At 34.3% G+C, this 16937-nt stretch carries 11 protein-coding genes; 10 read left to right on the top strand and 1 reads right to left on the bottom strand.

Going from position 1 to position 16937, the window contains the following annotated elements; translation table 11 throughout:
- Positions 1–636, top strand: a 636-nt coding sequence (locus NH26_RS23150; protein WP_158022021.1) for a transposase, incomplete at its 5' end; no start/stop codon positions are given.
- Positions 637–1301: 665 nt separating this feature from the next.
- Positions 1302–1982: a hypothetical protein gene (locus tag NH26_RS23140; RefSeq protein WP_139263261.1), complete on the top strand. Its 681-nt coding sequence runs from the start codon at positions 1302–1304 to the stop codon at positions 1980–1982.
- Between the two features lie 388 nt (positions 1983–2370).
- On the opposite strand, the gene NH26_RS23135 is transcribed toward NH26_RS23140, so the two are convergent.
- Positions 2371–3843 carry a sulfatase family protein gene (locus NH26_RS23135; RefSeq protein ID WP_044227683.1) on the bottom strand — a complete coding sequence of 491 codons (1473 nt, stop codon included), beginning with the start codon at positions 3841–3843 and terminating at the stop codon, positions 2371–2373.
- Between the two features lie 390 nt (positions 3844–4233).
- Between NH26_RS23135 and NH26_RS23130 the strand changes: the two genes are divergently transcribed.
- From NH26_RS23130 to NH26_RS23095, 8 genes are all read left to right on the top strand, one after another.
- Positions 4234–4908, top strand: a complete 675-nt coding sequence (locus NH26_RS23130) for a hypothetical protein (protein ID WP_139263259.1) — start codon at positions 4234–4236, stop codon at positions 4906–4908.
- A 138-nt stretch (positions 4909–5046) separates the two neighbouring features.
- Positions 5047–5889, top strand: a complete 843-nt coding sequence (locus tag NH26_RS23125) for a hypothetical protein (RefSeq protein WP_052432246.1) — start codon at positions 5047–5049, stop codon at positions 5887–5889.
- Between the two features lie 240 nt (positions 5890–6129).
- Positions 6130–8283: a beta-xylosidase gene (locus NH26_RS23120; protein ID WP_052432245.1), complete on the top strand. Its 2154-nt coding sequence runs from the start codon at positions 6130–6132 to the stop codon at positions 8281–8283.
- 40 nt (positions 8284–8323) lie between these two features.
- Entirely contained in the window at positions 8324–10792 is a 2469-nt protein-coding gene (locus NH26_RS23115; RefSeq protein WP_084812351.1) for a glycoside hydrolase family 88/105 protein, read from the top strand.
- Between the two features lie 82 nt (positions 10793–10874).
- Positions 10875–13598 (top strand): glycoside hydrolase family 78 protein, encoded by a 2724-nt coding sequence (locus tag NH26_RS23110; RefSeq protein ID WP_044227708.1) that lies wholly within the window; start codon positions 10875–10877, stop codon positions 13596–13598.
- A 41-nt stretch (positions 13599–13639) separates the two neighbouring features.
- Positions 13640–13951 (top strand): L-rhamnose mutarotase, encoded by a 312-nt coding sequence (gene rhaM / locus NH26_RS23105; RefSeq protein ID WP_044227677.1) that lies wholly within the window; start codon positions 13640–13642, stop codon positions 13949–13951.
- A gap of 40 nt (positions 13952–13991) precedes the next feature.
- Positions 13992–15128 (top strand): lactonase family protein, encoded by a 1137-nt coding sequence (locus tag NH26_RS23100; protein WP_052432242.1) that lies wholly within the window; start codon positions 13992–13994, stop codon positions 15126–15128.
- A 175-nt stretch (positions 15129–15303) separates the two neighbouring features.
- On the top strand, positions 15304–16740 hold the full coding sequence (locus NH26_RS23095) for a purine-cytosine permease family protein (protein ID WP_044227670.1): 1437 nt from the start codon (positions 15304–15306) through the stop codon (positions 16738–16740).
- Positions 16741–16937: the final 197 nt, after the last annotated feature.

Below are 16937 nucleotides of genomic sequence, written 5' to 3'. Positions count from 1 at the left end.
AACAGAGCAAAAGCTTATTTTCAAAGTATCGGAAATAAATCCAAAAATGATAAAATCGACGCCAAAGGACTGGCTGTAATGGGAGCAACTCAACCTTTAACTATATGGGCTCCTATTTCAAAACAATTATATGAATTACGATCAATAACAAGACACCTCGAAGATCTACAGTCAATTAAAAATGCTTTACGAGGACAACTTGAGCAAGCAAATACTTCTATTTACTCTTCTAAAGAAGTAACAAGGAGTATTAAAAAAACAATGAAAGAAATTGACAAACAGATTCTAAATGCAGAAAAGATGATATCTAAATGTATTGATATAGATCCTGTTTTAAGACAAAAAATAGAATATTTAACCTCTATAAAAGGAGTTGGAGAGAAAACAGCTGCAGTTGTAGCTGCTGAAACAGATGGTTTTGCACAAGTAAGAAATGCTAAGCAGCTTATTAGTTATGCAGGTTATGATATCAAAGAAAATCAGTCAGGTCAGAGAGTAGGAAAAACAAAAATCACAAAAAAAGGGAATGCTCATATTCGAAGAGCATTACACTTTCCTGCCTTAAATGTGATACGATATCAAGTGGGAAGTTTTCCAAATTTGTATGGAAGAAAATTAGATAAGTCAACTATTTAGCCTTACAAGCCAGAATTTTAAGAATAATGTTTGCATTATGGAAGAAAGAAGAGTATTACTATTAGTAAAGAGGCAGGTGATAAAAAAGCAGTAGCCAAACATTATGTAAGAATGGCTACACGAGATAGTTTATTCCTAAACTTCCCTATACCTACGAATATTATAAAAAAATATTTTATATATCTCGAATTTTCTCATGGTGAAATGAAATGAGCCTTATCTAATTACATTTTGCAAAGAAAATTTGAGGAACCCACGGTAGCTAAACGTTTTAGGTCATCTTAGAAAAATTATATGAATTTACTTGGTTTAAGACAGTACCTTAGAGCAGAGAGGGATATTATTGATCGTAAATCTTGTTTTTTTTCATACTCGAAAAAATAATCTGATTGACTATTATAATTTAGGATACTATGCCCCATAGTATATTTTTCATATCAGTAAAAAATTGTAGAGTTTAGACATTCGGAACAGAGCGTAAGTCAGAACTGAAAACCTTTCGTGAAAAGTCATCACAATATCTTGATTAAAAGAACTATACTATTTACATTGTGGAATTCTTCAACCATCTTACTGCAAACTATTTTTTTTAAAGGTTGGGAATGTTTTTACATAATGGATATGTACTATATGGTATTTATCCAATGTTGCCAGTAATTAGAAAAATGAAAAACATAATAACCATATTAGCCTCAATAATCTTTGCCAGCCACTACTGTAACGCTCAAAGCACTTTACAGGTGAATATTATGGACTGTAGAGAAGGAAGTAATTTTCATTACTTATCTGAATTCAAGGTTTTTAGGGATGATTCTTTAATAAAAACCATAGAACCAAAGCATGAAAGGAATCAAACACTAAAAGGCTTAATGTATGGTAAGTATAGAATTGAGTATAAAACAATGTTCAGTAAAACTGAGAATGTTAATATCGAATTATCAGAAAAGAAAGAATATACTATTGATTTATGTATAAATTATTTAGACCATGAATCTGATCCATATCGACCATTTATTGACCGTCTTAAAAATGGAGAAAGCTATTCTATTCAAGTATCTTCCATGGGGTGTTTTCATAATTCAAAAGAAACAATTACTATAAAAAGGAGATCTAACAAATTTCACCTGTATTTTAAGGGAAAGAACAGACTATTGGATAAAAATGAAATTAGGACCATAAGGTATTTTGAGAAAGAAATTAATAACATGGTAGAGTCTTATAATTGTACAACTACAGATAAGTATGTATTAAAATATAAAAGCACAGAAGTGATAATATCTGACGGTAGTTGTGTATGGCATGGAGACTACTTCTTGAAGAAAGCATTGAAATTAACTGAAGAATAAAAACCACCGGTAGAAATGTATATAAAAACTAGGTGAAACTACAGTAAATTCAGGGGTTTTAAATTCTTATCAAACTTTGTGCTTAACGGAAATTTAAAAACTTCGAAAATGCCTCATTTTCATATATTCACCGTTATTCAGTAACCTAAAGACAGCATATATAGCTTTTTGTTAAAAAAGAAAGAGTCATTTCTCATTCTAAATAGAGAAATGACTCTTTTATTTATAAATATCATTTAAGCAGTTGTTCACTTAAAAATGAGATAAGCTAGATGATTAATTTTCCTCTAAAATAATAGAGAAAATACCTATACTTGAAGAGGCTAATCTAACCAAAAGAAGGCGAATGAATGAGAATCCAAACCCTCTAATTTTTAGGTATAACTGTTTACAGTACAGTTGGACTTTGTACTACACCATTGTTATTTTTAAAATCCCAAAAATTAATGGCGTGTTTTTTATCATCAAACGTGTAGTTAAATTTTTTCATGTAATAACTTCTCGGTTTAAATTCATCACCAATCTTTTGTAGTTTTGATTGTAACTTTTCTTCTAATTTCATTTGTACATCGGCTACCTCAGGTTGGTTAATTAAGTTATTAACTTGAAGAGGATCAGCAATATTATCATACAAATGTTTCGGCCCTTCTAGCGTGCGTAAATAGGTATATTGTTTTGTTCTAATGGCTCTGTATTCATGGTCTTTATAATTTGATCCAAAAGGACAAGCGTTCATAACCAAAGCGGCACGGTCTACCTCCGAATTTGGCTTTTTTATCAGATCAGAAAGGTCTTCACCCTCAATCACATGAGGAACCTCTATACCCGAAAGACCTAATAAACTTGGTAATATATCTGGTGTATTAATGGGTGCTTCTACCACCGACCCCGCATTATTTCCGATAGATGGATACTTAATCAAGAAAGGAACATTAATCGATTCATCCCATGCAGTTTGTTTTACAAATGGTTTTTTATCGTGGGCACCTAACATTTCTCCGTGATCAGAAGAAAAAACGACGATGGTATTTTCATCCAATCCTAAAGCTTTTAATTGATCTAAGACAGTTCCGATTGCTTCATCAGTAGCAGAGATATGGGCATAATAGCCTTGCATTTCTTTTAATGCCTTTTCTTTCCATTGTTCACTCACATTACTCGGTAATACCAAATCTTCTTTAGGGTACATCTCTTTAAATCTTTTTGGAGCACTTCCATGTGGGTAGTGTGGAGTGGCAATAGATAAAACCAATAAGAAAGGGTTCTTATCATTGGCATGCGATGCTAAATATTTACTAGCATCCTCTACAATGGCAAAAGGAGAGTATTTTGGCCAGTATTTGATCTCTGGATCATCATTCTCATAATAAGGCATTTTATTGTAACTATGAGAACACTCAAGACCTTTCCAATAATCAAATCCCTGTCGTCTTTCTGGGGCTACGTTATTTAGTCTACCATGCCCATCTAAGTGCCACTTGCCATAATAAGCGGTAGAATATCCCTCGCTTTTGTAAATTTCTGCCATGCAAAGCTCTTCTTCTGGAAGGTACACATCGTTTACGACCATACCTGTTGTTGTAGGAAATCGACCGGTAAATAATGCTGCTCTGTGTGGCGTACAAACAGGTGTAACAGAAACTGCATTTTTAAAATTGATAGACTCAGAAGCTAACTGATCTAACACTGGAGTTTTCACCGTTTTATTTCCTGCATAGCCTGTGGCAGAAGCTCGCCATTGATCTGTTAAGATATAGACAATGTTCGGTTTTTTATTAGTTTGAGAAGTCTGTGAAGTACCTTGTTTTTGACAAGATAAAAAGCTTAAAGCTAAAAGCTGTAGTAGTAATAATCGTTTCATTTTATAAGTTTATTTGAAATAAAATCCATCTAGAATGGTTGCTTATTTTATTTCAACAAGTTAGGCTTTAAGAAAAAAGTAAAAGAGTAATAATGTCCATTTTAAGGGTAAAATAAAATTTCACATTTCTCATTTGAATTGTTGTTGAAAAAAATATGGATAGGAATAACAAGGGAGAGCAATAAAGTGATATTTGTAGATAAAATAGTCATTATTAGATGTATATAAGCCTTTTTGTAAAGTGTAACATCTACTGTTGAAAAACATGAGTTAGACTATTCTACCCTTATTACCGACTCTTAAATTTTATAAAGTAAGTAGATTCGAATGTATTCAATTACTAATTAAATCTCACATGAAATGATGTTAAGGTCTTTAATTTTTATTTTTTTGATAAGCACTGCATGTCAAGGACAGGTAACAACTCCAGATGAAAATTTGAATAGAGAAAATGCGGTCTTTATAGAAAGAGATGGAGTGGTCGCTGTGGAAGCAGAACATTTTAATAAACAGACTAAATCAGAAGTAAGAGAGTGGTTTGTTTCGGATAAGCTTGGAGAGAACGATTTAGTTCAAAAAAGTCTTACTGAAGCAAGTAACAAAGACTTTATACAAATCATGCCCGATACAAGAGTTACCCATGACGACGAAGTAGTAAGAGGAGAAAATTTCACTAATAAACCCGGACAATTAGGTATCCTACATTATAAAGTAAGGTTTAATGAGACGGGTAGATTTTATGTGTGGGTAAGAGCATTTAGTACAGGAAGTGAGGACAACGGTTTGCACGTTGGATTGGATGAAGATTGGCCTGAAAGTGGTAAAAAAATGCAATGGTGTGAAGGGAGGAATGAATGGACTTGGGCAAGTAAACAAAGAACAAAAGAGGAACATTGTGGTATTCCTTATAAGATATATGTTGATGTGAAAACAAAGGGTCTTCATGAAGTGAAATTTAGCATGAGAGAAGACGGTTTCAGGTTCGATAAATTTTTAATGACTAAAGATTCTTTATACATCCCTCAAGGGAAAGATATAAAAGAAAGAGTAGCAAGAAGCAAATAAGTATTTCTTTATAAGTAGCCATTATAGCTTACCAAAGAGATACACCTAACAAACAACACAATTAAATTTTGCAAGGCCCATTAGGAGCATCTGATATCAAAACTATTCCTTTTGGGCCAGCAAAAAATAACTAATGATATGAAAAGAATTACACTATTATTTTTATCTCTATTTTTTGTTCAATTTTTATGTATTGCACAAAATAATAAAGCTCCCAAAGGGCGTTTAGCTATTGTGGCAGATGGTAATTCTCCAGATCCGGATGACCTAGGAGGAACGGCTGTTTCTATTGCTTTACTCAGAGCCACTGGGTTGGAAGATCGGTTAGTACACTATTCTCATAGTTGTGATTTAGTGAGAGTGAAGAAAATTTCTGAAGCTGCTGAAAGAGAAAGACATGCTCTGATGCAGAGTAGCTGTGAGGTGACTGCCAGAAGATGGGGTGGTTTTGAATCTTTAAAATTCTTGGATGCTAAGTGGAAATTGGAAGAAACTATTTTTGATCTTAAAAATGCCATCAATGCTTCTTCGAAAAATGATCCGTTATGGATTGTAGAGGCAGGGGAGCCAGATATTATAGGTTTTGCTTTAGCTGCAGCTGATCCACAAAAACGTCAATTTGTAAAAGTAATTACGCATCATCCTGCGAACGATGATGCTGGTGATTTTTATACATGGCAACAAATTCTGGATTTCGGTATAGAAGAAGTACGTATTCCAGATCAGAACACTTTTTTAAAAGTTCCTATCGAACAATTTGATTGGGCAAGAGATCATAAAGATCCTAGAGTACAATGGTTGTGGTTAATTGGTAAAGTCGCAGAATTAGATGATGTAGTGAAATTCCAAAAAGGAAGATATGACTGCTCGGATGCGGGAATGATTTTGTATTGGGTTACTGGTGCAACATCAGGAGGATTAGAATTAGGAAAAGTAGATGATGTAAAAAAAATACTACTCAATTTTATTGAAAAGATCTAACCAACTATTTCTATACTTCATCGATTCCTAAAAGTAATAATAGGGCTCAAGAATGTATTTAATGAAGGTTTTGGACGATAATACCATTTTTTGATACGATAATTTTCCCTACTTCTTATTACTTGAGGATAATTCAAAAAAATGACACTAACTATTATCTGTTTTATAAACCTGTAAAAATAAGAGGCAACTCTAATAGCAATTTTTTAAAAAATAGGTAATAATAAAACTTTATAAATAATGAAAAGGAATTATATAATCTTACTTGTTCTGATGTTTTATGGGTGTAGTATACCAAATGTAAAGCAATCAAAAGTAGACGAAATAGATGAAAAGGTTAAAGGTCTTATAGACCAAATGACCTTAGAAGAAAAGGTGGCTGAATTAACACAAGATGCACCTCCTAACGAAAGATTAGGCATTCCTATGATGCAATACAGTGAATGTCTTCACGGATTATGGTTGCCAGGTTCGACAGTTTATCCTCAAAGTATTGCATTAGGGTCTACTTGGGATCCTAAAACTGTTGAGACCATGACAACGGCAATTGCCAAAGAAGCAAGAGCTGCTAACCTTACACACTGTTATTCTCCTAACTTAGATGTGATCTCTGGAGACCCTCGTTATGGTAGAGTAGAAGAATCTTTTGGAGAAGATCCTTACTTAGTATCAAGAATGGGAGTAGCTTTTATAGAAGGTTTACAAGGTAAAGGAGACGAGCAATTTGATGAAAACCACATTTTAGCTACAGCCAAACATTTTGTAGGGTATCCTGAGAACCGTACAGGTATTAATGGCGGATTTAGTGATATTTCAGAAAGAAGATTATATGAAATATTTTTACCTCCTTTTGAAGCGGCAGTAAAAGAAGCAGGTGTAGGATGTATCATGCCTGGTCATCAAGATTTAAATGGTATTCCTTGTCATATGAATGATTGGTTACTTACTGATATTTTAAGAAATGACTGGAACTTTGAAGGGTTCTTAGTATCTGATAATAACGATGTTTCTCGATTAAATCATATGCACTTTATTGCTGAAAATAGAACTGAAGCAGCTGTTTTAGGTTTGAAAGCAGGAGTAGATATGGACTTAGTGATTGGTAAAGCACCTGAAAATTCAGCTTACATTATGGAAGTTCTTGGAGATACTCTTAAGAAGGATCCAGAACTAGTGAAATACTTGGATAAGAGTGTGGAGCGCATCTTAAAAATGAAGTATAAATTAGGGTTGTTCAATCAAAAAGATACAGATAAAGTTTTACCAGTTGTTAGTCAGCCTGAAAGTCAAGAAATAGCTTTAGATATTGCAAAGAAATCAGTTGTACTGCTAAAGAACGAAACAAATTTATTACCTCTTGATATTACCAAGATAAAATCAATTGCTGTAATAGGACCCAACGCACATGAAGAAGTTAAAGAAGGAAAGCCTTATACTTTATTAGGTGGATATGCAGGAATTCCTCCTTACTATACATCACTATTAGAAGGTATAGAACAAAAAGTGGGCAACAAGGTGAAAGTAAATTATGCTGAAGGATGTAACCTAATAAGTAATTCTAAAGCGGGATTTGCAAAAGCAATTGCAGCAGCTAAGAAATCGGATGTAGTAGTTCTTGCTGTTGGTGGTTCTACAAGAACATGTGGAGAAGGAAAAGACAGAGCAAGCATAGATTTGTTTGGAGTGCAAAACGAATTGGTAGAAGCAATTAAAAAAACAGGTAAACCTGTTGTTGCCGTTCTTATTAATGGTAGACCATTGTCTATTAATTATATCGCCGAAAATATTCCTTCAGTTATAGAAGGTTGGTACTTAGGTATGAGAAGTGGGGATGCTTTAGCGGATGTTATTTTTGGAGATTATAATCCAGGTGGTAAACTAACAGTTTCTTTCCCAAGATCTATTGGTCAGTTACCAATTACATACTTAAGAAAACCTGATTTTGTAGGAACAGGTAAAGGCCATTATAAATTTTCTGATAAAACACCATTGTATCATTTCGGTCATGGTTTAAGTTATACTACTTTTTCTTATGGTGATCCAAAACTAAAGGAAGCTGTTATTTATCCTCAAGGAGAAACTTATGTGTCTATAGATGTAACAAACACTGGAGAGGTCATAGGGGATGAAGTGGTACAGATGTATATCAAAGATGATTTTGCTTCAGTAGGACGATACAATAAAATGTTGAAAGGTTTTGAACGTGTGACTTTAAAGCCGGGTGAAACCAAAACAGTTTCTTTCAAATTGGATAAAGATAATTTGTCTCTTTACAACAAAGACATGAAGAAAGTGGTAGAAGAAGGTGCTTTTACAATTTATGTCGGTGCTTCGAGTAAGGAAAGCGATTTGAAAACTATTCAATTAAATGTATCAGATAAAATGGCTTTATAAGTCATAAACACCACATTATTAATGTCAAAAACATTCAAAAATGAAACTAATTAATAAACTCACAGTATTCACCACATCCTTCTTTCAAAGAAGAGCATATAGTGAAAAAACGTTTAATCCGTTGTTCATGTTATTGGGGACAATGTTGATCATGTCTTCTGTAACCAATGCACAGCGTTACCCTAAAGCTCAAGTAAAAGCGACAGGGCATACTTCAGAAGAATTTAAATCGATCACCTTTAATGGTGGATACAATTGGACAGAAAGTGCACAATCCAATGCGGTTTCATTTAAAGGAAAACAAGACAGAACGTATGTATCTTGGGTAGACAATTACGGTGATGTTCATGTGGGTGCCTATGATAATAAATCGGGTGAAATCAGTTCAAAACAAATCTTTGATAATAAAGAAAATACAGCAGTAACAAGTACTTCTCTTTCCGTAAATGCAGAAGGTCAAGTGTCTGTTTTTGTAGGCTTTGCACAAGATGAATTGTCTTTTATGGCAGTTGCTTCCTCAGATGAAAGTATTGAAGAATGGGATATTAAGCAATTTCAATCAACAGGAATGTATAGTATTCAACCAGTAAAAAGTACTTCTGAAAAAGGAGCAATTGATCTTTACTGGCAGAACAAAGAAGGAGATGTATTTTATGCAAAAGCAGTGAATAAAGACTCAGCCCTAGACAACAAACAATTGTTGAGTAAGGAAGTGTCAAACTTCAAAGTGATCACTGATAAGGAGAATGGTGTACATGTTGTTTTTACAAAAAATAGCAAGGAAGCCAACGGAGAAAGCCAACTTTATTATGTGAAGATTAAAGAAGGTAAGGTAAGTCAAGAAAATGGTACAGCAGTACAAGATTTAGCCAAAGGAACCTTATCAACGGATCAACTTACGTCTCTATCAGAAAATACATCAGGTAATGCAGTTTGGGCTTGGGATATAGCTTTAACTGCTGAAAACTATCCTGTGATTGTTTATTCTACAACTACAGATACCGTAAAAGCCAATTACAGCAGAGTAGTTTGGAATGGTAAAAAATGGGAAAACAAATTACTAGCTGATGCAAATGGTCAGTTTGCGTATACAAAAGAAACGATCGCTCCTTACCAAGTGGGTGGAGTAACTATAGATGAAAACTCTTCTGATATTCTTTATGTTTCTATCAAAAGAGGAGACTTTTTTGAGATCGAAAAATGGAAGACTACCAACAAAGGAAAATCATGGAAAGTAGAACAATTAACAAGTGGTTCTACTATGGATAACCTTTTACCAATGTCGGTTAAAGGAGCTGTAGCCAATCAAACTCCTCAAGTAATTTGGTTACAAAATACGAACAAGGAATTTGGCGTAAATAGATTAGAAAACACCAACGAGTGGTTCTTGAAAAGAGCCATTACAGCGGTGAAATTAGATGTATTGTCTCCAATAATCAATCAGCCTTTAGATACCACTCAAATTAAGCAAATAATGCATGAAGTGGCAGATTGGCAATTGGTTTCGCCTCGTTATAACACAGGTATGCTTACTGCAACAAACTGGCATTATGGAGCATTTTATGTAGGGCTAAGAGCTTTATATGAAATGGAAGAGGAAAGTAGATATAAAGATGAGTTAATCAACATCGGTCAAGCTTATGATTGGCAATTAATGGATGATATTTTCCATGCAGATAGGTTGGCCGTAGTAGACAACTGGGCATGGTTATACACCCTAGAAAACGATCCCTATATGGTTGATAAATCACAATGGGCATTAGATATTCATTTGGCGCAGAATTATAAGAAGTTGACTGATGTTCGATTCAAGAAAAGTCCTTACAAGCATCATTGGTGGACATGGTGTGATGCCTTATTTATGGCTCCTCCATCGTTTGTAGAAATGTGGAAAGTAACAGGAGAGGAAAAGTACCTTGATTACATGAGTGAGCAATGGTGGAAGACTTCAGATTATTTATATTCTGAACAAGATTCATTGTTCTTTAGAGACGACAGATTCTTTGAAAAGAGAAGTGAAAACGATAAAAAGATTTTCTGGTCAAGAGGAAATGGTTGGGTAGTTTCTGCATTAGCAAGAATCCTTACTTATTTACCAGAAGATTATCCTACAAGAAAGAAATTTGAAGATCAATACAAGCAAATAGCAGCTAAACTTTTAGAATTACAAGACGAAGACGGTATGTGGAGAGTAAGTCTTTATGATCCTGAATACCTAGATCAAGGAGAGTCTAGTGGTAGTTCGTTTTTTACTTTTGCGTTGGCATGGGGTATTAATAATGGTTTAGTAGAGAAGAAATATCAACCTAAAGTAGAGTTGGCTTGGACGGCATTATGTAATAATGTAAACCAAGAAGGAAGATTAGGTTATGTACAACAGGTAGCAGGAGATCCTTATCCTTTTAAAGTGAACGAATCTCATGTTTATGCTTCTGGAGCCTTCTTGTTGGCAGGAAAAGAAATTTTCAGTATGCAACAGCTAAAACAGATGAACAGAGTGGCCAATTAAATTGATAGAGGTCGTACAATGCCATATTTAAAATATAGCATGATGTACGGCCTCACTTTTATGACAAATTGATGAAATGAAAATGAAATGGATTTACTTCTTTAAATGTTTATTAGTAGTCACCTTAATATCGCTGGGTAGTTCGGCAAAGAATATTGAGGTATCTTCTCTTTTAACAGAGTACCGTTCTAACCCTGTTGGAATTGATGTACAACAACCAAGACTAACTTGGAAATTGATATCAAAAGACTATCAAGTAAAGCAAACTGCTTATGAAATTAGAGTAGGTTCTTCTATTGCTAATTTAAAAAATAACAAAGATTTGTACTGGAGCACAGGAAAAGTAGTTTCAGATCAATCAGTCAATATTATTTATGATGGAAAGGAGTTAGTTTCTTCTGAAAGAGTGTATTGGCAAGTACGTGTTTGGGATAACCAAAATAAAAGTAGCCATTGGAGTACCCCTTCTTATTTTGAAATGGGATTGATGGAAGTTTCTAAGTGGGAAGCGAATTGGATTACTAAGTCAGAAGAGAAATCAACAGCATCATTACCGAGTCAGTATTATAGAAATGATTTTAAAGTAAAAAAAGAAATCAAATCTGCTAGGGTATATGTCTCTTCTTTGGGGTTGTATCAATTGTATCTTAATGGTGAAAAAGTGGGCGACCAACTATTTACTCCTGGTTTTACGAGCTACAATAATAGAATACAATATCAAGTGTATGACATCACCAATCAATTAAAATCGAATAATGCGATAGGAGCTATTGTAGGTGACGGCTGGTATAGAGGCAACTTAGGTTGGGAAGGTGATAAAGGTATTTATGGCGATCAATTGGGCCTTATCGCTCAGATAGAAATAAATTATAAAGACGGCACTAAAGAGGTGTTGGGAACAGATAAAAACTGGAAAACATCTTACGGACCAATCACTAAGTCTGATATTTATAATGGGGAGAAATACGATGCAAGAAAGGAGGAAGAAGGATGGAATACTTTTGGTTTCAATGATCAAAAATGGGCTTCTGTAGCAGTATTAGATCATTCAAAAAATATTCTTGTAGCGTCTAATAGTTTACCTGTTAAAGCCATTCAAGAAATTAAGCCAATAAAGAAATTTACTACACCTAAAGGCGAAAAGGTCTACGATCTTGGACAAAACATTGTAGGATGGGCTAGAATAAAAGTCAATGGTGAAAAAGGAACCTCAGTTACGCTAAAGTTTGCAGAAGCATTAGATAAAGAGGGTAATTTCTTTACTAAAAATTTGCGATCTGCAGAAGCAACAGATATTTATATTCTGAAAGGGGAGGGAGAAGAAGTTTTTGAACCTCATTTTACTTTTCATGGCTTTAGATATATTTCTATCGAAGGACAAATCGAAGAACTATCTACTGAAGAAGTAACTGGCGTGGTGATTCATTCTGAGATGCAATCAACGGGTTCATTTTCTTGTTCAGATTCTTTGATCAATCAATTACAAAGCAATATTAGATGGTCTCAAAAAGACAATTTTCTTGATATACCTACCGACTGTCCTCAAAGAGATGAACGTGTGGGTTGGACTGGAGATACGCAAGTATTTAGTATGACTGGTGCTTACAATTTTAATGTGGCTCCTTTTTATACAAAATGGTTGAAAGATTTGGCTTTAGATCAGCAACCTGATGGTGAGGTACCAAATATTATTCCTGATATGTGGAATAATAAACTTGGCGGATCAACAGCTTGGGGTGATGCTGCAGTGATTGTGCCTTGGACGGTCTATAAAGTATATGGAGATAAACGTATCCTCGAAGAGCAGTACAATAGCATGGAGAAATGGGTGCTTTATATGAAGAAAAGAGCAGGCGATGATTACTTGTGGAATGAGACAAGAAAACACCATTGGGGAGATTGGTTGGCATTTCAGTCCAACAATCCTTCTTATGCAGGAGCAGTAACGGAAAAGGATTTAATTGCAACGGCTTATTATCATTATAGTACATCAATTTTAAGCAAAGTAGCAGGTATTCTTGGTCATAAAGAAGCGCAGAAAAACTATCAGCAATTAGCAGAAAAGGTAAAAGAAGCTTTTATCAATGAATATATCACTCCTAATGGAAGGTTGGTTTCTCACACACAAACAGCTTATGCTTTGGCCATTTCTTTTGATTTAGTGCCAGAACATTTAAAGCAAGCAGTAGCTAAAAACTTAGCCAATGATGTAAAGAAATTCAAGCATTTAACGACGGGTTTTGTAGGTACACCAATTCTTTGTTCTTCTCTTTCTAAAATCAATAGAGATGATCTGGCTTTCATGCTATTAAATAGAAAAGAATATCCAAGTTGGTTGTATCCTGTAACGCAAGGGGCAACAACTATTTGGGAAAGATGGGATACTCAAAAACCAGACGGGACCATTATTGACGGGATGAACAGTTTCAATCATTATGCTTATGGTGCTATTGGTGAGTGGTTGTATAGCCATGTTGGTGGGGTACAATTGGATGAAGAAAACCCAGGGTATAAGCGTATTGTTTTTTCTCCTCACCCAGGGGGAGGATTGACAAGTAGCAGAACAGCATTTGAATCTCTTTACGGAGAAATTGTGTCTGATTGGTCTATTGTTGATAAAACCATGACATATCATATTACTATTCCTCCGAATACTACCGGAAAAGTGATTTTGCCAGAGTCGGAAGGAAAAGAAATTATTGTCAAAAATAATAAAGGCAAAGTCATCAATATAGATACACAGCAAGATCTTGGATCGGGGGAGTATACTTTTATGTATTCTCTTCAGAAAGCCAAAGATTTATAATAGATATTTTATTTCAACCAGTAAATAACAAACACTTTTTTATGAAAACTCTAGCATTTAAAATGAAGTTAAAGCCCGGAATGAAGAGCGAATACATCAGACGTCATGATTTGATTTGGCCTGAATTAAAAGCACTTCTTCAAGAATATGGTATTAACGAGTACTTCATTTTTCTAGACGAAGAAACGGATATTTTATTTGCCTTTCAAAAAGTGGTAGGTAACAAAAATTCTCAAGATTTGGGACATAACGAAGTGGTACAGAAATGGTGGGAATATATGGCAGATATTATGATTACTAACGATGATTTATCGCCTGAATCAATAGAATTAGAAGAGGTATTCCAAATGTAATTTTAGTGAGTTATTAGATTTTATCCATTCTATGAAAAGCATGAAAACACAATTCTTCCTCACATTAATTTTTAGTATGATATCTTATTTTGTCCTAGGGCAAGAAAAGGTGAAAACCTATTTATACGTTGGGTCTTACACAGGAGGTCAGCCATCGGAGGGAATTTATGTCTATGATTTTGATACAGAAACAGGTCGACTTACAGAAATAGAAAGAAAAGATAAACTTGTCAATCCATCTTTCTTGTGTATTTCACCTAATGGTCAATTTTTATATGCTTGTACGGAGTCAAAGTTGCCTCAACACGGTAATGTTTCTTCCTTTAGAATAGATCGTTCAACTGGTAAAATCAGCTTTTTAAATAAACAAACTACAAAAGCTAGAAACCCAGCTCACTTATCGGTTAGTCCGAACAGTAAACATGTGGTTGCTTCGAATTATACAGAGGCAAGTGTGAGTACTTTTGAGTGTGCCGCAGATGGAAGTCTTCAGCCCATTGCTCAATTCTTTGAATTTGAAGGTAGCAGTAGTGTAAAAGGAAGACAAGACAAAGCCCATTTACATTCTAGCTTTTTTAGTAATGATGGGAAATTTGTAGTTTCTCCCGATTTAGGAAGTGATAAGTTGAGAGTGTTTAGTTACACTGAAGATGAATTATTAGTAGCTAGAGAGGACTTAACTATTTCAACAAAAGAAGGAAGTGGACCAAGACATCTTGTATTTCATCCTAACCAACCTTTTGTTTACAGTATTGAAGAACTAAGTGGATCAGTGGCCTATTATCAATACAAAAATGGGAAACTAAAATGGAAACAATCTTATCCTTCTTATGAAAGGGAATATGAAATTTATGCTTCTGCAGATATACATATTTCTCCTGATGGTAAGTTTTTATATGCCTCCAATAGGAAGTCGGAAAATTCCATTTCGATTTTTAAAATTCATCCTAAAAAAGGATCACTTAGTTTGATAGGACATTCATCTACTTTTGGAGAAATACCACGCAGTTTTGTGATAGATCCAACAGGGGATTTTTTGATTGTTGCCAATAAGATCTCAAATAATCTAGTGGTATTTAAAAGAGATCAGAACACAGGTTTATTATCAAAAATAGACGAAATAAAAGGGATAGGATCTCCATCAAGTTTAAAAATGATAAGCTATGATAAACAATGAAATCCAAGAGAATGAAATAACGATTTAGTTGTTTCTCTGTATCATTAATAGAGGTACAAATACAATTGAAATGAAAGATGTTTTCTTTTGATAAATCAGACAAAAGAAAGTACCAATGAATAACATAAGTGATAATTAACTTATGCATTTTTTAAACACATAAAGCAATAATACTATGAGTCAGTATGTAATAGATAATGAAGTTGAGGTACTCGACCAAGGCAACGATACCGGTGGAGGAGAATTTGAAAGAGAAAAAGTTCCTGCCTCGAAATTGAAAGGTTGGAAAAGTTTTGTGGGTATGTATGCCGGAGAACATGCAGCAGGTACAGAGTTTATGATTGGACCTTTATTCTTAACTGCAGGTGTAAGTGCCTTTGATTTAATTGTAGGATTATTAATCGGTAACCTACTAGCGGTTTTATCATGGAGATTTTTAACTTCTGAAGTTGCCGTAAAAAATAGACTGACTTTATATTATCAATTAGAAAAAATTGCAGGTAGAAAATTAGTGATTGGTTACAATCTAGCCAATGGTATCTTATTCTGTTTCTTGGCAGGGTCAATGATTACCGTTTCAGCAACAGCTGTAGGTATTCCGTTTAATTTAGAAATGCCTAAGCTAACAGACACGATGCCAAACAGTGGGATGTGGGTAGCTATTGTTGTTGTGATCGGTGTAGTGATTTCATTAATTGCCTCTAAAGGATATGAAACAGTATCTAAAGCAGCCAATTGGATGTCACCTATTATTGTATTGGCATTTTTTGTGTCAGGAATTGTCGCATTAAATCAATTAGGAGTTGATAGCTTTGATAAATTTTGGGGAATTTGGGGAGAAGGTGGAGAACCTTTCAAAGGACAAACAAAATTTACATTTTGGCATGTAGTCATTTGGTCTTGGTTTGCCAATGGAGCAATGCATATTGGAATGTCAGATTTATCGGTTTTCCGTTTTGCAAAGTCAGCAAACAGTGGTTGGGCAACTGCTGCCGGAATGTATGTAGGTCACTATATGGCATGGATTGCAGCAGCATTATTGTACGCTGTATACTTACAGTCTCCAGAAGCTATGACTTACTTAAACAATGGCGAAGCTCCTCCAGTAGCACCAGGTCCATTAGCGTATAACGCTATCGGAGCATTAGGTATTATAGCAGTAGTTTTAGCAGGTTGGACCACCGCCAATCCAACTATTTACAGAGCAGGTTTAGCTTTCCAAGGAATAATGCCAAAACTATCCACTTTCTGGGTGACCATTATTGCAGGTACTGTAGCAACAATTGCAGGTTTATTTCCTGCATTTGCCATGAAATTATTAGGTTTTGTAGCCCTATATGGATTTATATTATCTCCTTTTGGAGCAATAATCGTATTCGAACATTTCTTTGCTGAAAAGTTTGGTGTCACTAAAAATTATGCTGAAGTAGCGGGTATTAAATTCAATACCTCAGTATTTTTAGCATGGTTAATTAGTTTCGGTTTGTTCTATTTCATATCAGTACAATACGATGTTTTCTTATCATTTGTAACGCTGCCTGCATGGTTGTTATGTGGAGTGTTGTATTTAGTATTTAGTAAATACACTCAAAAAGCAACTTCGAAAAAATAAAAATAGTTAGAAAAATCACTTCTGTTTATTGTAGTAAATAGGAGTGATTTTTTATTAGAAAATAAATTTATGATTGGTAATCAGAAATTTATTTGTTTTTAAATTGAAATGAAATGAAACGAAGTAGTGATCAATGTTATGGATGTATCACTTATTGTAGAAAAATTAGGACTAAAATTGGGTAATTTCTATTTAAT

This window comes from Flammeovirga pacifica (assembly GCF_000807855.2).
Taxonomy (GTDB): domain Bacteria; phylum Bacteroidota; class Bacteroidia; order Cytophagales; family Flammeovirgaceae; genus Flammeovirga; species Flammeovirga pacifica.
The sequence above is the reverse complement of the archived record's forward strand: the minus strand, read 5'-3'. Positions and strand labels throughout refer to the sequence as shown.

Excerpts from the sequence above, each read along its gene's own strand:
- NH26_RS23140 (WP_139263261.1), top strand. The coding sequence starts at position 1,302 with ATGAAAAACATAATAACCATATTAGCCTCAATAATCTTTGCCAGCCAC.
- NH26_RS23135 (WP_044227683.1), bottom strand. The coding sequence starts at position 3,843 with ATGAAACGATTATTACTACTACAGCTTTTAGCTTTAAGCTTTTTATCT.
- NH26_RS23125 (WP_052432246.1), top strand. The coding sequence starts at position 5,047 with ATGAAAAGAATTACACTATTATTTTTATCTCTATTTTTTGTTCAATTT.
- NH26_RS23120 (WP_052432245.1), top strand. The coding sequence starts at position 6,130 with ATGAAAAGGAATTATATAATCTTACTTGTTCTGATGTTTTATGGGTGT.
- NH26_RS23115 (WP_084812351.1), top strand. The coding sequence starts at position 8,324 with ATGAAACTAATTAATAAACTCACAGTATTCACCACATCCTTCTTTCAA.
- NH26_RS23110 (WP_044227708.1), top strand. The coding sequence starts at position 10,875 with ATGAAATGGATTTACTTCTTTAAATGTTTATTAGTAGTCACCTTAATA.
- rhaM (WP_044227677.1), top strand. The coding sequence starts at position 13,640 with ATGAAAACTCTAGCATTTAAAATGAAGTTAAAGCCCGGAATGAAGAGC.
- NH26_RS23100 (WP_052432242.1), top strand. The coding sequence starts at position 13,992 with ATGAAAACACAATTCTTCCTCACATTAATTTTTAGTATGATATCTTAT.
- NH26_RS23095 (WP_044227670.1), top strand. The coding sequence starts at position 15,304 with ATGAGTCAGTATGTAATAGATAATGAAGTTGAGGTACTCGACCAAGGC.